Source organism: Duganella sp. GW822-FHT06D06 (assembly GCF_058799615.1).
This window is the reverse complement of the sequence record NZ_JBXALQ010000001.1, coordinates 622,198-643,974: the sequence shown is the minus strand read 5'-3', so window position 1 is coordinate 643,974 and position 21,777 is coordinate 622,198. Positions and strand designations below refer to the sequence as shown.

Annotated in this window: 19 protein-coding genes and 2 tRNA genes; 8 read left to right on the top strand and 13 right to left on the bottom strand. The window is 65.1% G+C overall.

Annotation, left to right across the window (positions count from 1 at the left end; all coding sequences use genetic code 11):
• Positions 1 to 116: 116 nt before the first annotated feature.
• The 5 genes from AC1RMD_RS03010 to AC1RMD_RS02990 form a co-directional block, all read right to left on the bottom strand.
• On the bottom strand, positions 117 to 1,013 hold the full coding sequence (locus AC1RMD_RS03010; RefSeq protein WP_492923492.1) for a recombination-associated protein RdgC: 897 nt from the start codon (positions 1,011 to 1,013) through the stop codon (positions 117 to 119).
• Positions 1,014 to 1,198: 185 nt separating this feature from the next.
• Positions 1,199 to 2,350 carry a DNA polymerase IV gene (dinB, locus tag AC1RMD_RS03005; RefSeq protein WP_492923490.1) on the bottom strand — a complete coding sequence of 384 codons (1,152 nt, stop codon included), beginning with the start codon at positions 2,348 to 2,350 and terminating at the stop codon, positions 1,199 to 1,201.
• Between the two features lie 70 nt (positions 2,351 to 2,420).
• Entirely contained in the window at positions 2,421 to 3,251 is an 831-nt protein-coding gene (locus tag AC1RMD_RS03000) for a helix-turn-helix domain-containing protein (protein WP_492923488.1), read from the bottom strand.
• A 91-nt stretch (positions 3,252 to 3,342) separates the two neighbouring features.
• The gene (locus AC1RMD_RS02995) at positions 3,343 to 3,699 is read right to left on the bottom strand and encodes a nuclear transport factor 2 family protein (protein ID WP_492923486.1); all 357 of its coding nucleotides are present in this window, start codon (positions 3,697 to 3,699) and stop codon (positions 3,343 to 3,345) included.
• 70 nt (positions 3,700 to 3,769) lie between these two features.
• Positions 3,770 to 5,044: an MFS transporter gene (locus tag AC1RMD_RS02990; protein WP_492923484.1), complete on the bottom strand. Its 1,275-nt coding sequence runs from the start codon at positions 5,042 to 5,044 to the stop codon at positions 3,770 to 3,772.
• 179 nt (positions 5,045 to 5,223) lie between these two features.
• Between AC1RMD_RS02990 and AC1RMD_RS02985 the strand changes: the two genes are divergently transcribed.
• A tRNA-Val gene (locus AC1RMD_RS02985) sits at positions 5,224 to 5,299 on the top strand.
• A 23-nt stretch (positions 5,300 to 5,322) separates the two neighbouring features.
• Positions 5,323 to 5,399 (top strand) — tRNA-Asp (locus tag AC1RMD_RS02980).
• Positions 5,400 to 5,510: 111 nt separating this feature from the next.
• Here AC1RMD_RS02980 and AC1RMD_RS02975 read toward each other — a convergent pair.
• Positions 5,511 to 6,188, bottom strand: coding sequence for a Fic family protein (locus AC1RMD_RS02975; protein ID WP_492923482.1), 678 nt, complete (start codon positions 6,186 to 6,188; stop codon positions 5,511 to 5,513).
• A gap of 69 nt (positions 6,189 to 6,257) precedes the next feature.
• Here AC1RMD_RS02975 and AC1RMD_RS02970 point away from each other — a divergent pair, with 69 nt between their 5' ends.
• The 4 genes from AC1RMD_RS02970 (at position 6,258) to AC1RMD_RS02955 (ending at position 9,683) form a co-directional block, all read left to right on the top strand.
• Positions 6,258 to 7,406 (top strand): hypothetical protein, encoded by a 1,149-nt coding sequence (locus AC1RMD_RS02970; protein ID WP_492923480.1) that lies wholly within the window; start codon positions 6,258 to 6,260, stop codon positions 7,404 to 7,406.
• Complete coding sequence (locus tag AC1RMD_RS02965) at positions 7,397 to 8,014, top strand: ABC transporter ATP-binding protein (protein ID WP_492923478.1); 618 nt, start codon at positions 7,397 to 7,399, stop codon at positions 8,012 to 8,014. The genes AC1RMD_RS02970 and AC1RMD_RS02965 overlap by 10 nt, the downstream gene beginning before the upstream one ends.
• A 65-nt stretch (positions 8,015 to 8,079) precedes the next feature.
• Complete coding sequence (locus AC1RMD_RS02960; protein WP_116993826.1) at positions 8,080 to 8,562, top strand: cyclic nucleotide-binding domain-containing protein; 483 nt, start codon at positions 8,080 to 8,082, stop codon at positions 8,560 to 8,562.
• Positions 8,559 to 9,683 carry an AI-2E family transporter gene (locus tag AC1RMD_RS02955; protein ID WP_492923475.1) on the top strand — a complete coding sequence of 375 codons (1,125 nt, stop codon included), beginning with the start codon at positions 8,559 to 8,561 and terminating at the stop codon, positions 9,681 to 9,683. Before AC1RMD_RS02960 ends, AC1RMD_RS02955 begins: the two co-directional genes overlap by 4 nt.
• Positions 9,684 to 9,776: 93 nt before the next feature.
• On the opposite strand, the gene ahpF is transcribed toward AC1RMD_RS02955, so the two are convergent.
• Positions 9,777 to 11,372, bottom strand: a complete 1,596-nt coding sequence (ahpF, locus tag AC1RMD_RS02950; protein ID WP_492923473.1) for an alkyl hydroperoxide reductase subunit F — start codon at positions 11,370 to 11,372, stop codon at positions 9,777 to 9,779.
• A 108-nt stretch (positions 11,373 to 11,480) separates the two neighbouring features.
• Positions 11,481 to 12,044 (bottom strand): alkyl hydroperoxide reductase subunit C, encoded by a 564-nt coding sequence (gene ahpC / locus AC1RMD_RS02945; RefSeq protein ID WP_492923471.1) that lies wholly within the window; start codon positions 12,042 to 12,044, stop codon positions 11,481 to 11,483.
• Between the two features lie 262 nt (positions 12,045 to 12,306).
• On the opposite strand from ahpC, the gene AC1RMD_RS02940 reads away from it, so the two are divergent.
• Positions 12,307 to 13,515, top strand: coding sequence for a cation:proton antiporter (locus AC1RMD_RS02940; RefSeq protein ID WP_492923469.1), 1,209 nt, complete (start codon positions 12,307 to 12,309; stop codon positions 13,513 to 13,515).
• A 22-nt stretch (positions 13,516 to 13,537) separates the two neighbouring features.
• Here the strand turns inward: AC1RMD_RS02940 and AC1RMD_RS02935 are convergent, their stop codons facing one another.
• The 3 genes from AC1RMD_RS02935 to AC1RMD_RS02925 all read right to left on the bottom strand — a co-directional run bounded on the left by AC1RMD_RS02935 (position 13,538) and on the right by AC1RMD_RS02925 (position 20,458).
• Positions 13,538 to 16,351: an EAL domain-containing protein gene (locus AC1RMD_RS02935; protein WP_492923467.1), complete on the bottom strand. Its 2,814-nt coding sequence runs from the start codon at positions 16,349 to 16,351 to the stop codon at positions 13,538 to 13,540.
• A 145-nt stretch (positions 16,352 to 16,496) separates the two neighbouring features.
• Entirely contained in the window at positions 16,497 to 17,930 is a 1,434-nt protein-coding gene (locus tag AC1RMD_RS02930; RefSeq protein ID WP_492923465.1) for an RCC1 domain-containing protein, read from the bottom strand.
• A 227-nt stretch (positions 17,931 to 18,157) separates the two neighbouring features.
• Positions 18,158 to 20,458 carry a YgiQ family radical SAM protein gene (locus tag AC1RMD_RS02925; protein ID WP_492923463.1) on the bottom strand — a complete coding sequence of 767 codons (2,301 nt, stop codon included), beginning with the start codon at positions 20,456 to 20,458 and terminating at the stop codon, positions 18,158 to 18,160.
• A 234-nt stretch (positions 20,459 to 20,692) separates the two neighbouring features.
• Between AC1RMD_RS02925 and AC1RMD_RS02920 the strand changes: the two genes are divergently transcribed.
• Positions 20,693 to 21,202 carry a DUF1269 domain-containing protein gene (locus AC1RMD_RS02920; protein ID WP_492923461.1) on the top strand — a complete coding sequence of 170 codons (510 nt, stop codon included), beginning with the start codon at positions 20,693 to 20,695 and terminating at the stop codon, positions 21,200 to 21,202.
• 46 nt (positions 21,203 to 21,248) lie between these two features.
• Here AC1RMD_RS02920 and AC1RMD_RS02915 read toward each other — a convergent pair whose 3' ends face one another.
• Positions 21,249 to 21,530 (bottom strand): DUF4404 family protein, encoded by a 282-nt coding sequence (locus AC1RMD_RS02915; RefSeq protein ID WP_492923459.1) that lies wholly within the window; start codon positions 21,528 to 21,530, stop codon positions 21,249 to 21,251.
• A gap of 8 nt (positions 21,531 to 21,538) precedes the next feature.
• Positions 21,539 to 21,748, bottom strand: coding sequence for a VF530 family protein (locus AC1RMD_RS02910; RefSeq protein WP_492923457.1), 210 nt, complete (start codon positions 21,746 to 21,748; stop codon positions 21,539 to 21,541).
• Between the last annotated feature and the right edge of the window lie 29 nt (positions 21,749 to 21,777).

The following is a 21,777-nucleotide window of genomic DNA, read 5'->3' as shown; positions in this document are numbered from 1 at the left end:
ACAGAGCAACGAAATTATTTTCCCGGTTTTTTATCAAAAATTACATGAAAAATGCCGCAAAATCAAAGACTTTGCGGCATTCTTAACCAACAGGCAGGGCTTTTGTTGCAGTGCGATCAAGCCTTGGCTTCGCCGCCCAAAGCCTCGACCACGTCGGCCATCAGCTTGGCCAGTTCGCCGGACATCAGCATGAAATCGCCGTCGAAGCGTTCGTCGTCGTTCTTGGTGCTCGATTCCTTTTCGGCGATCACGTCCAGCGGCTTGATGCCCTTGATCGCCAGCGATTCGGTCAGCACGAAGGAGATCTTGCTGTCCCAGGTCATGGCCAGGCGGGTGCACTGCTTGCCGGCCGCGATATGGCGCCGCACTTCGTCCGCTTCCAGCGTGTGGCGCACATAGCGCACCGCCGCCTTGCTCTCGCCGGTGGCGCGCAGTTCGGTGTCCATGTCGACCGTGAAGCCGGCCGGCGCATCGTCCGCCTGCAGCCATTCGGTCATCACGCCCACCGGCGAGCGCTGCACGCGCAGGCTTTCCAGCGGCAGCTTGTCGACCGCCTTCAGCAGCAGCTTGATCACTTCGTCGGCCTTGGCCGGGCTGGCCGCGTCGACCACCAGCCAGCCGTTGACCGGATCGATCCAGGTCCAGACGTTGCTGCGGATCGAGAAGGCGCGCGGCAGCAGTTCGTCGGCCACGCGCTCTTTCAGTTCCTTCATCGCCTTCTTGCCTGGAGCGAAGCCCTGGGCCTCTTCCATTTCGGCGGCGCGCGCCTTGGCGACCTGGTTGATGACGGTGTTCGGCAGCAGCTTCTTCTCGGTGCCCAGCAGGATCAGCATCTGTTTGTTGACCACGTGCACCAGGCCGCCGTTCGGACGCGGCGTGTCCCAACCCTGGCGCAGCAGCTCATTGCTGCTGGCTGGGACGAAGGAGTGGGGCGCCAATGCTGCTTCCAGTTGTTCGGGGGTATAGGCCCAAGGGGCCGGCAGACGGTAAATCTGTAGATTCTTGAACCACATGTGTTGAGCCTTGTTTCAGTAATGCCAGGGGAGCGCCATTTTACACGGTGATGGCGGCGCCGGACCGATTGTGTTGCGTGACCAAGAAGTTGTTTCAAAATGAGCGCAGCTAGGCGTGGGGCCGAAGACAGTGCGAATGCACGGCGAGGCGCCACAACGACGCTGCGGTCTTTTTGAAACAACTTCTAGGCGAACAATTCGCCTTGGCGGGGCAAAGCGGCCTGCCCGCCGGCGCCGGGCGGCTCCAGCGTGCTGGCGCGCACCCCCAGCAGGCGCAGCCGGCGTTGCAGCGGCACCCGCTTCAGGCACTCGCGCGCCGCGTGCAGGATGCCGGTGGTGTCGGCCACCGGCTGCGGCAGGGTGACGTTGCGGCTGACGATCTGGAAATCGTCGAAGCGCAGCTTGATGCTGATGGTGCGGCTGACGTAGCCCTTGCGCTTGAGGTCGTCCGCCAGCCGCGCGCACAGCTGGGTCAGGATGCCGGACAAGGTGTCGCGGTCCTGGCGCGCGTGCAGGTCGCGCTCGAAGGTGGTTTCGCGGCTGATCGACTTGCTCTCGGTGCTGGTGGAGATTTCGCGATGGTCGACGCCGTGCGCGGCCTCGGCCAGCCAGGCCGCGTAGTGGGCGCCGAAATGGTCTTGCAGCAGCCCGGCGTCGGCCGCCGCCAGCTGGCCGATGGTCGCTATGCCCAGCGCCGCCAGCTTCTCGGTGGCCTTGGGGCCGATGCCGTTGATCTTGCGCACGCCCAGCGGCCAGATGCGGGCCGGAATGTCGTCGTAGCCGAGGATGGTCAGGCCGTCGGGCTTTTCCAGGTCCGAACAGATCTTCGACAGCAGTTTGTTGGGCGTCACGCCGATCGAGCACGACAGCCCGGTGGCGTCGCGCACGGCCTGCTTGATGCGCTGCGCCAGTTCGCGCGTTTCGCCTTCCACATGGGTCAGGTCGATATAGATTTCATCGATGCCGCGGTCTTCGAAATCCGGCGCGATGGCGGCCACGGCGTTCTTGAACAGCCGCGAACAATGGCGGTAGGCGTCGAAGTTGACCGGCAACAGGATCGCGTCCGGCGCCAGCTTGGCCGCCTTCATCATGCCCATGGCCGAGCCGACCCCGAGCGCGCGCGCCTCGTAGGTGGCGGTGGTGATCACGCCGCGTCCCACGTAGTCGCGCAGACGGGCGAAGGTGTGGCTGCCGTCCGCCCGCGCCACCGGCTGGGCGTCGCGGCCGCCGCCGATGACCACCGGCAGGCCGCGCAACTCGGGATAGCGCAACAGCTCGACGGACGCATAAAACGCGTCCATGTCGAGGTGGGCAATGCGGCGCTGGTCTTCAGCCATGGTGCGGATAAAATTACTGTGAATACATACAGTATCCACGGAAATCATTCGCGCCGCAAGAGCCCTGCTTTTACCGCGCGCGGAACCAGGCCGCGCTGGCCTCGTCGGCCGGGAAGAACGATTCGATCCGCAGCTCGTGCACGGTGACGTCGTGCGGCGTGCCCAGGGTGGCGATGGTGGTGAACAGGTTCAGTTCGACGCCGTCCTTGCGCAGCGTCAGCGGCAGGAAGGGCAAGGCGCGCCGGTCCAGATTCGGCGCCGGATGGCTCACCCCGGACATGCCGGCGATGCCGGGCAGCGCCAGCAATTCGCCCAGCAGCAAGGTCGCTTCGCTGCCGGGGCCGTCGCTCATGGCTTCGCGCTGTATCCAGTGCAGCAGGTCGGCGCCGACCTCTTCCCAGTTGTGCAAATATTGGCGCACGCCGTGCGGGTCCAGCATCAGCTTGAGCACATTGACCGAGCCGTCGGTGGGAATGGCCGCGTCGTCCGGCAAGCCCAGCAGCCAGCGCATCATGCCGGCCGCCGGGGCGTTGGCCAGCGCCAGGTTCCACAGGCGGTCCACCACCAGCGCCGGATACGGCGCCTGCTGCGCCAACATGAAATCGAGCGCCTGGCGCACCGCGCCCAGCTCGGGGTCGGACAGCTTGCGCTCCTGGTAGGCCGGCGCGTAGCCGGCCGCCAGCAGCATGACGTTGCGCTGCCGCAGCGGGATTTCCAACACCATGCCCAGCCTGAGTATCAAGTCCTTGCTGGGCTGCGAGCGGCCGCTTTCCAGGAAGCTGATGTGGCGCTGCGAAATCTCGCTCTCGGTCGACAGGCGCAGCTGGCTGTAGCCGCGCTTGCCGCGCCAGTACTTCAGCGCGCTGGCGAAGTCGCTGAAATAGTCGGCCGCGCCGTTCATGCCGGCGCCACCATGTCAGCAGGGATGAAACCCGGTACGTTCGGTGCGGCCATGATGATCTCCTTGAACCCTCATGATAGCTCGACTGTCGTCAGGCGGCATTCAGGAAGCCGGTGACGCGGGTCAGGCGGCCGTCGGCGCCGAGCTCGGCGACATCGGTGCCGTGCGCCACCGGCGCGCTGCCGGGCACGGCCAACGTCCACGAGAAGCGCACCACGTGGTGGTGGCCGTCCGGCGTGCCGTCCAGTTCGAAGCGGAAGCCGGGGAACTGGCTTTGCGCGCCGGCGATCATGGCGTCGATGCCGTCGTGGCCGGCGCCGCGCATCATCGGGTCGAGGTAGCTGGCGTCCAGCGCGAAGGCGTGCGCCACCAGCGCGCGGCGCGCGGCGGCGTCGCGTTCGTTCCAGACGGCCAGGTATTGTGTAGCGATGTGGGCTGCGGTGCTCATGTCGATCTCCTTGAGTGGGTGGTGTCGTAGCGACAGCAACCATTCTCCGGAAATCAGCGTGCGGCGGCGATTACGTCCCAGGTAATCGCCGCGCCACCACCAGCACGGCGCCGGCCACCAGGCTGGCCGCCAGCAGATAGATGCCGTTGGCGGTGCTGCCGGTGGCGTCCTTGATGGCGCCCACCAGGTAGGGACTGGCGAAGCCGGCCAGGTTGCCGACCGAGTTGACCAGGGCGATGCCGGCCGCCGCCGCCGCGCCGCCCAGCATCGCGGTCGGCAAACTCCAGAAAATCGGGAAGGTGGTCAGGATGCCGGCCGTGGCCACGCTCAGCGCGGCCATGGCGATGACGGTGTTGTCGCTGTAGACGGTGGCGACCACCAGGCCCAGCGCGCCGGCCACAGCGGCGGTGGCGGCGTGCCAGCGCCGTTCGCCGCTGCGGTCCGAATGGCGCGCGGCCAGCACCATCACCAGCGCCGCCACCGAGTACGGGATCGCCGTCAGCAGGCCAATGTCGAACACGTCCTTGACGCCGCTGTTCTTGATCAACTGCGGCAGCCAGAAGCTGACGCCGTACAGCCCCATCACGAACAGGAAGTACACCAGCGCCAGCAGCCATACCTGGCCATTGCCGAACACCTGCGCCAGCGGCAGGTGCTGCTGATGCCGGCCATCTTCGACGATGGCGCGCTCCAGCTGCCGCTTGTCGTCCTCGCTGAGCCAGTTGGCGCCGCGGATGCCGTCGTCCAGGTAGAACAGGGTCCAGACGCCGAGCAGCACTGACGGCAAGCCTTCCAGCAGGAACAGCCATTGCCAGCCGCTGAGGCCATATAGGCCGGCGAAGGTTTTCATGATCCAGCCCGACAGCGGCCCGCCGACCACGCCGGCCACCGCCACCCCGCTCATGAACAGCGCCACCATGCGCGCGCGGCGATGGGCCGGATACCAGTAAGTCAGATACAGGATGATGCCGGGGAAGAAGCCGGCCTCCGCCGCGCCGAGCAGGAAGCGCAGCAGATAAAACGTCGCCACGCTGTTGGCCAGCATCAGCGCCGACGAGATCAGGCCCCAGCTGATCATGATGCGGGCGATCCAGATGCGGGCGCCGGTGCGCGTCATCAGCAGGTTGGACGGCACCTCGAACAGGAAGTAGCCGATGAAGAAGATGCCGGCGCCGATGCCGTACACGGTGTCGGAAAAGCGCAGGTCGGCCAGCATCTGCAATTTGGCGAAGCCGACGTTGACACGGTCCAGGTAGGCGGCCACGTAGCACAGGAACAGGAAAGGCATCAGCCGCCAGCTGACGCGGCGGTACAGGGGATCGAGCTGTTGATCGTGGCGGGGCATGGTGGCGGTCCTTATTCGGGGTGTTGGGCGCGCGGCCATAGTGACACCGGAAAGCGGGCCGCCAACAAATTTTCTAAATTATTTTCAAAAACCCTTGCGGAACGGATAAACCAGCTTGTAGAATACGGCCTCGTTCAGCAGTTGTGACAAAGTAGTGAAGCAAAGCTGATATGTTTTCTGGGTGCTTAGCTCAGTTGGTAGAGCGGCGCCCTTACAAGGCGTAGGTCGGGAGTTCGACCCTCTCAGCACCCACCAAGAAAACAGAAACAACGAAATTTGGAGCGGTAGTTCAGTTGGTTAGAATACCGGCCTGTCACGCCGGGGGTCGCGGGTTCGAGTCCCGTCCGCTCCGCCAAATTCCTTTAAGGGCCCGATTCGTCGGGCCCTTAATCATTTCTGCGCTGCTTTTTAGCCCAACTCGTACCAGACTCCGCGCCCGCTGCCGTGCCGCCTCAGCTGCCCTTGTTCAACCAGGTTGCGAAAGTGCGGTTTCAAGGTATTGCGGTTGCGGGCGGTAATCAGCAATGCATCGGCCATCGTGACGCGGCCATGCTCGCGCGCAAACTGGACAATCCGCAACGACAATTCCGGCAACGCAGCCAGGACCACACGTTCCAACTCGATTTTTTTCTCCAGCCGACGTATCAGCTCGGCCAGCGAACGCAGGAAAAACAGCAGCCAGGGTTGCCAGTCCGGCGCATCGCTGCGGATCGTCGCTTGCGTACGCCTGAGCGCTGTTGACGCTGGTCTTGTACTTGCCACGATGCCGCTCGTCCTTGTCGCTATGGCCCAGCAGCATCTGGTGTAGTTGCTTGATATGGTTCTCCGTCAGGAGAATGTCTGGCCAGGAGTGGAATACCACATCCATTAATTCCGCATAGCCTGCCACCTCCTGCTCGTCGCGCGTGGCAAAGGACTTGATCTTGAGATTGGAAAGCAACTGAGCTACCTGGCGATCTGACAGGCTGGCGCCTTCGATGCGCGTGGAGGAACCTATGCTTTCAATGGTAGCGACGCGGCGTAGGGCGGACAAGCGATCCGGTGCGAGCCGGCCCAAGGCTCGCCAAGCCCCCTTGAATTCATCGATCCCGGCGATAAGATTGAGTATCTCAGGGGTGATGTGCAGTGTATCGGTACGCAGCATGCAACCGATAATACACCCATTTACAACCAATTAAGTCTCGCCTAATTGGACGGGTGTTATCCTTCCGGCATGAGTATTTCGGCGCCTTTTCAACACCCATATCTGCGTTTCCGCATCCGCATGGCGCACCAGGCGATGGTGCAGTTCGTGGCCAGCTTCACGACGTCGCTGGAATACATACTGCTCGGTTTCGGCCAGGTGCTGGTGGGGCTGGTCGCCTGCCTGGCCCTGCCCGGCTTGTTCGCGGCGACGCGGCCGTGGCCGCAGGCGCTGGGCTTGTTCGCCGGCCAGACGCTGATCGCCTGCGCGCCGGTCTGGCTGCTGCGCAAACGGCTGTTGCCGGCGCAGGCGCTGCTGTGGTGCCGTCCGCTGCCGATCCCGGCAAGCCAGCAATGGCGCGCCAATATCGCCGTGGCCGGGATGATCATCGTTCCATTGAGCATGGCCTACGCAATTTCCACCACGATATGGCTGTATCAATGGCCGGACTGGCTGCGACCGGTCGCGCCGCAGGCGCTGCTGCTGACCATAGGCTCGTTGCTGCTGGGCTGGATCATCTCGACCTTGGTGCTGGCCCGGCGCTGCCGCATGCCGGCCGCCGCCAGGCTCGATCCGGACCGTCCCGCGCCCGCCCCCTATGCGCCGCGCATGCCCGCCAACGCCGGCGCCCCGGCCCAGCGCGCGCGCACCGCGCTGTACCACTGGCGCCAGCTGTTCTGGCTGCCGTTCTGGCGCGCCGAGAACCTGGTCGGCATCCAGCAGACCGTGCTGCTGCTGGGCGCCGCGCTGGGCATCGCCGTGTGGCTATGGCACCCGCCCGTGGTGCCGCCGGCGCTGTGGGGCTTCAACGCCGCGATCCTGCTGATGCTGCTGACCGACCGCGGCGACAAGGCCGTCAGCGAACAGATCGCCCTGCTGCGCCCGGTCGCGACGGCGTGGCCGGTGCGCATCGAACGCCTGTTCCGCTTTGCGCGCGTGTCCGCGCTGCTGCCCGGCCTGGCCGTGATGGCCTGGTTCGCGCTGCTGACCTTGGGCCATCTGGGCCGCGCCAGCACGGTCGGCTACAGCACCACCGTCGCCACCGTCTGGCTGTGCTTGGCCGGCGTCGCCCAGATCGCCGTGATCTCGCTGCGCCGCCTGAGCGTGCGCGGCCGCGTTGGGCTGGTCATCAGCGCCATCATCATCCTGACTGCCATTGGAAGCGAACTATGGAATTGAAACCCGTGCTGCGCATCGAACAACTGACCTTCGAATTCGCCAGCCATCCGCTGTTCCGCCGCTTCGACCTGCGACTGGGTACGGGCATCACCTGGCTGCGCGGCGAAAACGGCGCCGGCAAGACCACGCTGCTGAAGCTGGCCGGCGGCGCGCTGACGCCGCACGCCGGCGCCATCACGCTGGACGACCTGGACATCCAGGCGCAGCCGCTGGCCTACCGCCTGCAGTGCTACTACTGCGGCGGCGACACGCCGCAACTGCCGTGGCTGACCGTGCGCGAAATCCTCGACCTGCACCTGTCGCTGTATCCCGACACCGATGCGGCGCTGCTCAACGCCGAGCTGCAGGCCTTCCACCTGCTGCACACGCTGGACCAGCCGGTCACCACGCTGTCGCTGGGCCAGCACAAGAAGATGCAGCTGTCGCTGGCGCTGGCGCTGCCGGTGCGGCTGCTGCTGATCGACGAGCCGTTCAACGGCCTCGACGCGGACGCCATGGCCTATCTGCGGCAACAGCTGGCGGCGCCCGAACGGCTGGCGCGCCAGTGCATCCTGCTCACCAGCCACCTCGACCCGGCCTTGCCGCTGTCCGCTACCGTGCAACTTTAAGTTATCATTGGATCGATAAAGCCGGGCCGGCCCGGTCCGCGCACCTTGCCCTGCACGGAGTTCCCTTGATCTTTGGTTTCCTCAAATCGCCCGTTTTGTCGCCGCGTTTGCTGCGCCTGAAGGAATCGGCGCTGTTCGCCACGCTGACCCCGCTCGAACTGAACATCGTCGACGGCCTGATGCACGAACGCCGCTACCTGGCCGATGAAATCATCTTCGACGAGGGCGAGGAAGGCCAGGCGCTGTACCTGGTGATGTCGGGCCGGGTGATCATCAGCCGCCAGCTGGGCGCCACGCGCGAAGTGGTGGCCGAGCTGTCGGCCGGCTCCTTCTTCGGCGACCTGGCGCTGCTGGACAACACGCCGCGCAACGCCCAGACGCGCGCGCTGGACAACTGCGAACTGGCGGTGTTCTTCCGCGCCGACTTCATGGGCCTGATGGAGACCGACGCCGTGATCGGCTACAAGATCTCGCTGGCCCTGGCGCGCCACATCGGCAGCCGCCTGCGCGACTGGATGACCGGCAAGCCGCAAGTCGAGGCGCTATGAATTTCCTGCCGAGCCAACAGCGGGCCGGGCCGGTGGTCTGGAGCGGCATCATCGCCGCCACCTGCGTGCTGTTGTTCCTGCTGCAGCAGATGCTGTTCCTGGCCATCCCCTTCCTGCTCGGGATCGTGCTGTACTACATCCTGCAACCGCCGATGCAGCGCCTGATCCGCCTGGGCCTGAGCCACAACGCCGCCACCTTGATCGTCGGCGGCGTGTTCCTGTTGTTGCTGGTGATGGCCGGGCTGGTGTTCATCTACTGGGACAGCGGCCCGTCCGACTCGTGGCAGGACATGCTGGGCAAATACCTGAGCGGCGGCCTGGAGTTCGTGCGCCACACGATGCTGTCGCTGGAGCAGCAGTTCCCCATCCTCAAGCAGATCAAGCTGGCGCGCACCGTCAACAGCCGCGTCAGCGCCTTCACCGGCACCTTCGTGCAGAAGCATTTGACCGACATCCTGGTGTCGGTGGCGGCGTGGCTGCCGTCGCTGCTGCTGGCGCCGTTCCTGACCTTCTTCTTCCTGCGCGACGGCCTGCGCTTCAAGAAGTTCCTGGCGCGCGCCGTGCCCAACGCCTTCTTTGAAAAGACCCTGCGCCTGCTGCACGAAGTGGACCAGACCGCGCACCGCTACTTCCAGGGCCTGTTCAAGCTGACCATCCTCGACACGGCTGTGCTGGCGTTCGGGCTGTGGGCGATCGGCGTGTCGTCGCCGCTGGTGCTGGGCTTGATCGCGGCGATGCTGGCGTGGGTGCCGTACGTGGGCTCGATCCTCGGCTGCGTGCTGGTGGTGATGGTGGCCTCGACCGACGCGCCGGCCGATCCGGCGGTGGCCTACATGGCGATCGGCGTGTTCATCACGGTGCGGCTGCTGGACGATTTCGTCTTCATGCCGATGACCTTGGGCCGCAGCCTGCACATCCATCCCTTGATCACGGTGCTGATGATCTTCATCGGCGGCTCGGTGGCCGGGGTGGCGGGGCTGATGCTGGTGCTGCCCTTGCTGGGCGTGGTGATGGTGGTTGGCGAAACGCTGGGCCGGCTGATCACCGACCCGCGCCTGCGCGCGCGCCACCGCAACGCCATGGAGCTGCGCGCCAGGCAGGCCAGCGCCGACCTGATCTAGTCGGGGGTCAAGTCTGACAATCGGACACGGGCTCTGCCGTAATAATCGTTACGGCAGAGCCCGTGTCCGATTGTCAGACTTGACCCCCGGCGTTTAAGCGGTCATCGCCTGCTGGTCGGCCGACTCGGCCACCACTTCCTCGTCGTCCGAGCGGATCAGGTGATCGAAGGCCGACAGTGCCGCCTTGGCGCCGTCGCCGGTGGCGATGATGATCTGCTTGAACGGCACCGTGGTGACGTCGCCGGCCGCGAACACGCCGGGAATCGAGGTCTGGCCGCGGGCGTCGACTTCGATCTCGCCGTGACGCGACAGCGCCACCGTGCCTTTCAGCCACTCGGTGTTCGGCACCAGGCCGATCTGCACGAACACGCCTTCCAGCTCAACCTTCTGCAGCGCGCCCGAGATCCGGTCGTTGTAGCTCAGGCCGTTGACGATCTTGCCGTCGCCGTGGATCTCGGTGGTCTGCGCCGAGACGATCACGGTGACGTTGGCCAGGCTGCGCAGCTTGCGTTGCAGCACCGCGTCGGCGCGCAGTTCGGCGCCGAACTCGATCAGGGTCACGTGCTTGACCAGGCCGGCCAGGTCGATCGCCGCTTCGACGCCGGAATTGCCGCCGCCGATCACCGCCACGCGCTTGCCCTTGAACAGCGGGCCGTCGCAGTGCGGGCAGTAGGCCACGCCGTGGTTGCGGTATTCCTTCTCGCCCGGCACGTTGATCTCGCGCCAGCGGGCGCCGGTGGCCAGGATCACCGACTTGGCCTTCAAGATCGCGCCGGAGGCGGTCTGCACTTCGATCAGCTTGCCCGGCACCAGCTTGGCGGCGCGCTGGGTGTTCATGATGTCGACTTCGTATTCCTTGACGTGCTGCTCCAGCGCCACGGCGAATTTCGGACCGTCGGTGGCCTTGACCGAGATGAAGTTCTCGATCGCCAGCGTGTCGAGCACCTGGCCGCCGAAACGCTCGGCCAGCACGCCGGTCTTGATGCCTTTGCGGGCGGCGTAGATGGCCGCCGCCGCGCCGGCCGGACCGCCGCCGACGATCAGCACGTCGAACACCTCTTTCTTGCTCAGCTCAGCGGCCTGGCGGGCGCCGGCGTTCTTGTCCAGCTTGGACAAAATCTCTTCGACGTTGGTGCGGCCCTGGCCGAAGTGCTCGCCGTTCAGGAACATCATCGGCACCGCCATGATCTGGCGCGCCTCGACTTCCTTCGGGAACACGCCGCCGTCGATGGTGGTCACCTTGATGCGCGGGTTGATCACCGCCATCGCGTTGAGCGCCTGCACCACTTCCGGGCAATTGTGGCAGCTCAGCGAGATGAAGGTTTCGAATTCGTAATCGCCATCGAGGTTGCGGATCTGCTCGATCACGGCGTCGTCGAATTTGATGGTGTGGCCGCCGACCTGCAGCAGGGCCAGCACCAGCGAGGTGAATTCATGGCCCATCGGGATGCCGGCGAAACGCACGCCGATATCGGTGCCCGGGCGGTTGATGCTGAACGACGGCTTGCGTTCGGCATCGTCGGTGCGCTTGACCAGCGTGATCTTGTCGCTCAACAGGACGATCTCCTGGAGCAATTCCTCCATCTCGCGGGCCTTGGCGCTGTCATCGAGAGAGGCGACGATCTCAATCGGTTGCACCACTTTTTCCAAGTAGGCTTTCAACTGGGTTTTGAGAGTTGCATCTAACATGATTTTTCTTCCTTTTTACAAATATTTAGGCGTATGCCGGGCCGGACGCCCGGACCGGCATCGCGGTATTACTTGTGTGCTGCGGTCTCTTTCAAGACGTGCTCAGACTTAGATCTTGCCGACCAGGTCCAGCGATGGGGTCAGGGTCGCTGCGCCTTCGGTCCATTTGGCTGGGCAAACTTCGCCTGGGTGGGATGCCACGTACAGCGCTGCCTTGACTTTGCGCAGCAGTTCCGAAGCGTCGCGGCCGATGCCGTTGTCATGCACTTCCAGCACTTTGATGAAGCCTTCCGGATTGATGACGAAGGTGCCGCGGTAAGCCAGGCCTTCTTCTTCGATCATCACTTCGAAGTTGCGCGACAGGGTGCCGGTAGGGTCGCCGATCAGCGGGTAGTTGACTTTTTTGATGGCATCCGAGGTGTCGTGCCATGCCTTGTGCGCGAAGTGGGTGTCGGTCGACACGCCGTACACGTCCACGCCCAGCTTGGCGAATTCAGGCTGGTGATCGGCCAGGTCTTCCAGTTCGGTCGGGCACACGAAGGTGAAGTCGGCCGGGTAGAACATCAGAACAGACCACTTGCCCTTCAGGGACTCGTCGCTCACGTCGATGAATTTGCCGTTGGCGTATGCGGTTGCCTTGAATGGTTTTACTTGGGTATTGATCAGAGACATTGTGGTTTCCTCGTTGGGTTGTGAATCATTGAGACGCCAGTTTAAGGGCTTTCGCCCCATTTGCAAAATTGATTGTTCCAATAGTTTCAATAGTCACTAACTATAGAACAGGCAAAGCGAATAGCTATTATCGCTGTTTCGGGCTGGGCAGGAAGTCAGAGCCCTGTGTGGAAGCGATACCACACTCCGCAAGCCGGCATTGCGCGGGGTCCTCCGCATTGGATAACATTGCTCGAATTACACCACGAGAAGGCAGTGAGCCATGAACACCACAGAGATCTTCCTGATCGCGATGCTGCTGATCTTTACCGTACCGTATCTGGTGTGGCGGATCTTCAAGACCGATTATTACGCGCCGCTGGTCATCGTCCAGATCGTCGGCGGCATCGTGCTGGGGCCCGGCGTGCTGGGCGCGGCCTTTCCCGAGTATCACCAGTTCGTCTTCGCGCCGGACGTGGTCAAGGCCTTGAACGGCATCGCCTGGTGGGGCGTGATGCTGTTCGTGATGATCGCCGGCATCGAGCTGGACCTGAAAAAAGTCTGGCAATACCGCCGCGAGAGCGCGACCACCGCCGGCTTCGCGCTGGGCATGCCGCTGCTGTTCGGCTGCGCCGCCGCCGTGCTGCTGCTGGGCTACCAGGGCTGGAAAGGCGCCAAGGGCCAGGACTGGCAGTTCACGCTGGGCGTGGGCATGGCCTGCGCCGTGACCGCGCTGCCGGTGCTGGTGCTGCTGCTGGAAAAACTCGACATCCTGCGCCAGCCGATGGGCCAGCGCATCCTGCGCTACGCCAGCCTCGACGACGTGGCCATCTGGGGCGTGCTGGCGCTGATCCTGCTCGACTGGCAGCGCATCGGCCGCCAGGCCGGCTTCATCCTGGCGTTCGGCGTGCTGACCTTGGTGTTCCGCCGCGTCATGGCGCGCCTGCAGGAAAACGACCGCTGGTATGCGGCGCTGATCTGGCTGGTGATCTGCAGCTTCGGTTCCGACTGGGCCGGCCTGCACTTCATGGTCGGCGCCTTCCTGGCCGGGGTGGTGATGGACGCGCAGTGGTTCGACCGCGGCACGCTCGACACGCTGTTCAAGCACGTGCTGCTGATCCTGATGCCGGTGTTCTTCCTCAGCACCGGCCTGCGCACCAAGTGGGAGCTGGGCGGCTATTCGGTGTTCTTCGTCGGCGGCTTGCTGCTGCTGGCGTCGGTCGGCGGCAAGCTGGCCGGCGTGCACATCGCCGGCAGGATGTTGAAGTGGAAAACCGGCGAGGCGGCCATCATCGGCTGGCTGCTGCAGACCAAGGGCCTGATTGAAATCATCTTCGCCAACATCCTGCTCGACAAGCAGATCATCACCAACGAAACCTTCACGGCGCTGCTGTTGATGGCGGCCACCAGCACCATGCTGACCATCCCGGTCGTGCATCCCAGGCTGAACCGCCCGGCGCAGGCGGGGCTGGTGCAGCAGGCCGGCTCCTGAACCAGGCGACCGGAACCGGGCCTTACTGGCCGCGCAGCAGCTGGTCGAACTGCTCGGCCGGCATGGGGCGGGCGAACAGATAGCCCTGGCCGTAGTCGCAGCCGGCGGCGGCCAGCAGGTCGCGCTGTTCCGGCGTTTCCACGCCCTCGGCGATCACCCGCAGGCCCAGCTTGTGGGCCATGACGATGATCGCGTCCGACAACGCCATGTCGCTCGAATCGGGCGCCAGGTTGCGGGTGAAGGAGCGGTCGATCTTCAGGTAGTCGATGTCGAACTTCTTCAGGTAGGACAGCGACGAGTAGCCGGTGCCGAAGTCGTCCAGCGCCACCTGGATGCCGGCGTCGCGCAACTGCAGCAGCTTGTTACTGACGGTGGTGTTGGCGTCGAGCAGCAAGCCCTCGGTGATTTCCACCACCACCGACTGGCCCGGCAGGTTCAGCGCCTGCAAATAGCTCAGCCAGGTGTCGTAGGCGCCGTCCTCGCGCGCGAACTCCAGCGGCGACTGGTTGACGCTGACCTGGAATTCCGGATGGTGCTCATGCCGCCAGCGCTGCACCCAGCGCGCCGATTCGCGGAACACCCATTCGCCGATGTCGATGATCAGGCCGCTGGCCTCGGCCAGCGGGATGAAGTCCATCGGGCTGACCACGCCGCGCTGCGGGTGGTTCCAGCGTATCAGCGCCTCGGCCTTGTGGATGCGGCCGCTCTTCAGGTGGACGATGGGCTGGAAATACAGCTCGAACTGCTCGGCCTTGAGCGCGCCGCGCAAGTCGTTGGTCAGGCGCATGCGGTTCAGCGCGGCCACCTGCAGCGTCGGCGTGAAATAGCTGTAGCGGTTGCGGCCGGCGCCCTTGGCGGCGTACATGGCCTGGTCGGCGTGCTTGAGCAGGTCGTCGATGTCGAGCGCGTCGTCCGGGTACAAGGTGATGCCGATGCTGGCCGAGACGAAGGCCTGCTCCTGCCCCAGCGGGAAGGGCAGTCGCAGGCTGTCGATGATGTGCTGGGCGATCTGCTCGACCCGCTCGGTGCCGTCCAGCTCGGACAGGATCACGGTGAACTCGTCGCCGCCCAGGCGCGCCACCGTGTCCGACTTGCGCACGCAGGCGCTGATGCGGCGCGCCGCGTCCACCAGCAGGATGTCGCCCTGGTGGTGGCCGAGCGTGTCGTTGACCTCCTTGAAGTGGTCGAGGTCGATGAACAGGATGGCGATGTGCGAGCGGTCGCGCTGGCTCTTGAGCATGTCGTGCGCCAGCCGGTCGTGGAACATGCGGCGGTTGGGCAGCTGGGTCAGCGGGTCGAAGTTGGCCTGCTGCCAGATCAGCGCCTCGCTCTGCTTCTTGTCGGTGACGTCCTCGATCATGCACAGGTGGTGCGGATGGCTGCCCTTCTCGGTCTCGATGGCGGTGACCGACACCTCGATCCAGACCAGCTCGCCGTCCGGGCGGAACAGCCGGTTGGTGATCTTGAAGCTGCCGATCTCGTGCACCAGCAAGCGCCCCATCTGCACCTTGAGCTGCGCCACGTCCTCCGGATGACCGGCCTCCAGCCAGCGCATGGCGCTCAGCTCGACCTGCGAGCGGCCGACGATTTCCTGGAAGCGCGGGTTGATGTCGCGGTATTCGTAGGTCACCGAATCGACCAGCGCGATGCCCAGCGGCGAGGCCTCGAACATGGTGCGGAAGCGCTGCTCGCCGGTGCGGATGGCGGCGTTGGCGCGGCGCCGTTCGCGCGCCAGCAGGCTGAAGTGGACGGCCGCGCCCAGCGCCAGCACCAGCGCGGCGCCGCCCAGCACGCGGTACAGCCACAGCAGGCTGGCGCCGCCGCCGTCGATCTGATACATGAAGCCGTCGAAATTGGCGTTCTTCGGCACCATGCCCAGGCCGGCGTAGACGTCGGCGATGTGGCGCCAGCGTTCCGGATTCTGATAGCCGATCTCGACGAGCACCGGCTGCACCAGCGGCACCATCTGGCGCGCCTCGTACAGCAGGTGGGCGCGGTCGCTGCGGCGGCTGTACTTGCTGAGGATGACGTCGGCCATCTCCTCCTGGTGGCTCATGGCCCACTGCCAGCCGCGCATGCTGGCGGCGCGGAAGGCGCGCACCCGCTGCGGATGGTTGGCGATCTCGCGCTCGCTGGTGAACAGGTTGTCGCCGTAGAAATCGATGCCGACCGAGCGCGGGCTGTAGATGTCGTAGGGGAAGCCGAGGCGGTCGAAGGTGTCCGGCTCGTTGGTGGTGTAGACCGAGATGGCGTCCACCTTGCCGCTGATCAGGTCGGCCGTGTTGTAGCTCGGTTCGACCCGCTGGAAACTGCTGGCGGGGATGCCTTCCTTGATCAAATAGGCCAGCAGCTCGTCGGCGCTGCCCAGCTCGTCGATCAGCGAGCCGATCATCGCGCGCTTGCCGATGATGCGGCGGATGTCCGGCTCGGCGCTGGTCTGGCGCATCGCCAGCGCGTACGGCGAGTGCTGGAACACCACCCCCAGCACCACCACCGGCTTGCCGGCCAGGCGCGCCAGCAGCAGGCTGCTGGCGCCAACGCCGTACTCGGCCTTGCCGGCGGCGACGTCGCGCTCCGGCTCGTTGCCGTCCGAGCCTTCGAGGATGGTCACGTCCAGCCCGGCCTCGCGGTAATAGCCCTGCTCCAGCGCGGCGTAGTAGCCGGCGAACTGGAACTGGTGGCGATGCTTGAGTTGCAGCGTGACCTGGTCCTGGGCTGCGGCGGGCGCCAGCCACAGCGCGGGCAGCAGCGCCAGCAGCGTCAGGCCGGCACGGCGCCACCGGCGCGGCGCGCGGCAGGCGGGGGAAATGGTGGGGACAGTATCACGTACAGGCACTAGTGTTTTTCCAGAGAATCGCGGGCTAGCTGTAGTGTAGCTGCTTCGGCGGCCGAAATCGTCGCTTTCTGACAATACTCGGGCATAAAACACAACGGACGGCCAGGCGTGCGCCTGCCGTCCGTTGCGATGCCGGTAGTACTACTTAGTTGGGGATGGCGACCGGCACCGGCGCCTGGGCGTTGTCGCCCTTGCCCAACTGGCCTTCCGCGTTGCGGCCCCAGCCCCACAGCGTATTGTCCGAACGCAGGCCGAAGCTGTGCAGCGCGCCCGCGGTGACCGACAGCCAGTTGTTGGCGGTGCCCACCTGTACCGGCGTCGGGCTGTCCGGGCCGCCGGTGCCGAGCTGGCTCTCGAGGTTGCTGCCCCAGCCCCACAGCTGGCCGTCGCGGGTCACCGCCATAGTGTGGGTGGAGCCCGCCGCCGCCGCCAGCCAGTTGCTGCCGACGCCGATCGGGGTGGGCGCGTTGATGTTGGTCGAGCCATTGTTGCCGACCTGGCCAAAGGTGTTGTTGCCCCAGCCATACATGGCGCCGTCGGTGCGGATCGCCACCGAGTGGTTGGCGCCGGCCGCCAGCGACGACCATTGGAAGGCGCCGATCTTGGCCGGCGCAACGATGTCCACCAGGCCGCCGTTGCCGACCTGGCCGCTGGAATTGCCGCCCCAGCCATACAGGTTCAGGTTGTCCTTGATGATGGCCAGCGTGTGGGTGTCGCCGGCGCTGACCGACAGCCACGCCTTCAGGCCGGTCGGCAGCGGTATCACGACCGGCGCCAGCCGGTCGATGTTGGTGCCGTCGCCCAGCTGGCCGTTGAAGTTACGGCCCCAGCCGTACATGGCGCCGCTGGTCTTGATCGCGAACGCGTGCGACTTGCCGGCCGCGACGAAGGCCCAGTCGGTGTCCTTGCCGACCTTGGTCGGGACCGGATGCGGGTCGGTGTCGGACGTGCCCAGGCCCAGCGTGCCGTTCTGGTTGGAGCCCCAGGTCCACAGGGTGCCGTCGCTGCGCAACGCCACCACGAACTGTTCGCCCACCACCATCTGCTTCCACAGCGTGCTGCCGCCGCTGACCAGCACCGGCGTGTTGCGGTCGGTCTTGGTGCTGTCGCCGAGCTGGCCGCGGATGTTCGAGCCCCAGCCGTACAGGCTGCCGTCGGACTTGTGGCCGATGGTCTGGTTGCCGCCGGCGGCGACGCCGTTCCACTGCGCGATGACGTTGATGGCGAGGGTGCCGACCACGCCGTCCTGGGTCGCGGTGACGGTGTCGGAGCCGACCGCCTTGCCGGTCACATTGCCGGCCGGGACGATGGTGGCCACCGCGCCGGTGCCTTTGAAGGCCCACACCAGGCCGGTGCTGGTGCTGAGCGCCTTGGTGCTGTTGTCCGAATAGGTGCCGGTGGCCGTCAGCGGCACGGCGATGCCGATCGGGATGGTGGTGGCGCTGGCCGTGATGGCGATCGATTTGAGCGTCACCACCGCCGGCGTGGCCGGCGTGCTGCTGCCGCCGCCGCCGCCGCATGCGGCCAGGATGGCCAGCACGGGTACCAGCAGCAGGGTCGAGAATGTAAAGTTTTTCATGTTCTTCCAGTTCACAGAATGAGGTCTGCGTGCGGGGCCACCCGGACCGGTGGCCAGCTTGCAACCAGTGTAGCCGCAAGCGGTCTCCACGCATCGTCGGAGCAAGCCTGAATTATCCACGCAATTGCACCGATAGGGGTATTTAACAACATTTCCTGAAGGGAATGGGCGAAAAAAAAGCAGCGCCACCATCGTGACGCTGCTCGCCGGGCCGGCCGGTGTGCAGCTTATCTGCGGCCGCGCGGGGCCGGCTTGGCGCCCTTGGCGGGCGCGGCGGCGGCCGGCTTCTTGACCTTGATGGTGTCGAGAATCGAGGCGCGCGGCTTGGTGTCGAGCGACTGGCGCGCCGTCAGCGAACCGGTCAGCGCATTGGCGCGCTGCCCCTGCAGGCGCGCCGGCGGCTGGGCGCTGGCGACGATGCCGGAGCGGGCGCCCTTGGCGCTGGGCGCCGGGCCGGACGGCGTGCGGCGGCTCGGATCCGGCGCATTGCCTTCGCCCGCCGACCACGACGGGATCAGGTGCTTGTCGCCGTTGCCGATCAGGTCGCCGCGTCCCATGGCCACCAGCGCCTCGCGCAGGATCGGCCAGTTCTCCGGATCCTGGTAGCGCAGGAAGGCCTTGTGGGTGCGGCGGATCTTGCCGCTGCGCGCGGTCTCGACCACTTCCGAATCCGCGCTCACCTTGCGCAGCGGGTTCTTGCGCGTGTGGTACATGGTGGTGGCCATGGCCATCGGCGTCGGCATGAAGGTCTGCACCTGGTCCAGCTTGAAGTTGTTCTTCTTCAGCCACAGCGCCAGGTTCAGCATGTCGAGGTCGGTCGTGCCGGGGTGGGCGGCGATGAAATACGGGATCAGGTATTGCTTCTTGCCCGCCTCCAGCGAGAAACGGTCGAACATTTCCTTGAACTCGTCATAGGCGCCGATGCCCGGCTTCATCATCTTCGACAGCGTGTTTTCTTCCGTGTGCTCCGGCGCGATCTTCAGCAGGCCGCCCACGTGGTGGGTCACCAGTTCCTTGACGTACTCCGGCGAACGCACCGCGATGTCGTAGCGCAGGCCCGACGAAATCAGGATCTTCTTCACGCCGGGAATCGCGCGCGCCTTGCGGTACAGCGAGATCAGCTTGCTGTGGTCGGTGCCCAGGTTGACGCAGATCGACGGGTACACGCACGACAGGCGGCGGCACGATTCCTCGATCTTCGGGTCCTTGCAGGCGAGCCGGTACATATTCGCGGTCGGGCCGCCGAGGTCGGAGATGGTGCCGGTGAAGCCCTTGGTCTTGTCGCGGATGTGCTCGATCTCGCGCAGGATCGACGGCTCCGAACGGCTCTGGATGATGCGGCCCTCGTGCTCGGTGATCGAGCAGAAGGTGCAGCCGCCGAAGCAGCCGCGCATGATGTTGACCGAGAAGCGTATCATTTCCCACGCCGGAATGCGGGCCTTACCGTAGGACGGGTGCGGCGCGCGCGCGTAGTTCATGTCGTACACGCCGTCCATCTCGTCCATGCGCAGCGGCAGCGGCGGCGGGTTGAGCCAGACGTCGCGCTCGCCGTGCGCCTGCACCATGGCGCGGGCGTTGCCGGGATTCGATTCCAGGTGGAACACGCGCGAGGCGTGCGCGTACATCACCGGATCGGTGCTGACGGTCTCGTACGACGGCAGCCGCACCACGGTCTTGTTGTGCTTTTCCTTGGCCATGGCCTGGCGCTCTTCGCGGCTCATGATGCGGATAGGCTTGATCACCTCGACCGGCACCACCGGCTTCGGCTCGACCATGCCTTCGTCCACGTCGCCCTTGGCGCCGCCGTTCTCGGTGGCGCACGACGACGTGTTCTGCTGCACCATCATGTACGGATCGGGATGGGTGTCGACCTTGCCCGGCACGTCGACGCGGGTGCTGTTGTGCACGCCCCAGTCCTGGTCCGGCAGCCAGCCGGCCGGCACCATGAAGGCGGTGCCGCGCAGGTCGCGGATGGACTTGATGTCTTCGCCGGCCGCCATGCGGTGGGTCAGGTCGACCAGCGCGCGCTCGGCGTTGCCGAAGATCAGCAGGTCGGCCTTGGAATCGGTCAGCACCGAACGGCGCACCTTGTCCGACCAGTAGTCGAAGTGGGCGATGCGGCGCAGCGACGCTTCGATCGAGCCGATCACCACCGGCGTGCCGGGGTAGGCTTCGCGCACGCGCTGGGCGTAGACGGTGACGGCGCGGTCGGGGCGCTTGTTCGGCTCGCCGTTGGCGGTGTAGGCGTCGTCGGAGCGGATCTTGCGGTCGGCCGTGTAGCGGTTGACCATCGAATCCATATTGCCGGCGGTGATGCCGTAGTACAGGCGCGGCTTGCCCAGCGCGCGGAAGGCCTCGGCAGAGGTCCAGTCCGGCTGCGAGATGATGCCGACGCGGAAGCCCTGCGCCTCCAGCAGGCGGCCGACCAGGGCCATGCCGAAGCTCGGATGGTCGATGTAGGCGTCGCCGGTGACGAGGATGACGTCGCACTCGTCCCAGCCGAGCGCAGCCATTTCGGCGCGGGACATCGGCAGGAAAGGCGCAACGGCAGCGCGGGCAGACCGTTTCGGGACGGTCGCAAATAAATTGGTAGGGGAGCTCATATCGGACAGCATTGTACCGGAAATGCCCCTGCTCCGCTCATGACCGAAAGAAAAATTCTTTTAGTATTCAATCACTTGAGTGTCAATGATGCAGGATTTACATTGCTATAGTCCGCAACTTTGCTATAACGGTTAGACAGCTGCCACCGGGAGACCATCATGCGACGCCGACTTTATTTCATGCTGCCCGACGTGCCGAGCGCCCGTGCCATGCTGGACGAGTTGCTGCTGGCGCGGATCGAGATCGGCCACATGCGCTTCATGGCCAGGGAGGCGCTGCCGTCGGACATGCCGGACGTTAACTTCCTGCAGAAGACCGACCTGGTGCACGGCGCCCAGCTGGGCGTGGTGATCGGCGCCATCGTCGGCCTCGGGGCCGGCGTGTTCCTGACCTTGTTCCCGGTCGACGGCATGACCTTGCGCACCGCCGCCATCCTGCTGGTGGCGCTGGGCGGGGCGATCTTCGGCGGCTGGGCTTCCGGCATGAACGCGGCGGCCGTGCCGAACACCCGGCTCAAGCAGTTCATGCCGCGCATCGAGCAGGGCCAGGTGCTGTTGATCGTGGACGTGCCGGTGCGGCGCGTCGAAGAAATCGAAGAGATGATCGCCAAACGTCATCCCGACATCAGCTTTGGCGGTATGGAACCGCCGATGCTGGCGTTTCCGTAACGCCGGCTGCCCGGGGACCTGGATTCCCCGGGTCCTCCCGCCTGCTTTAGATTCCCATGCTCGACAGGATATTGCCCAACTCGCGCAGGGCCGGCTCCAGTTGCGGATGCTGGGCGGCGAACTTGGCGGAGATTTCCTGCGTGCGTTCGGCCAGGCCGTAGGTGGTGCTCTCGGCCGGGTTGGCTTCGGCGGCGGCGCGGCGTTCCAGCAGCTGCTTGATGTCGCCGTCCAGCTGCTTGAGCAAGTCCTGCAATTCATCGTCGATCGGACCGGCGCTGGCCAGGTGGCTGCGCAGGGAACTCAGTGATGCCTTCAGATTGCTGTCCATAAAAACCCCTAGTCGGTAAATGTCGTGGCGACGTAGAGTTCTTCGACTCTGGCGCGCGCCCACGGTGTCTTGCGCAAAAATTTCAGGCTGGACTTGATGCTCGGATCGCTGATGAAGCAATTGATGTCGATCCGTAGCCCCAGCTGTTCCCAGCCGTAATGCGCGTGCAAACGGCTTACGATGGCTTCCAGCGTCACGCCGTGCAGTTCGTTACTCATAGTTCTATCTTACTCATAAAATGAAAGGG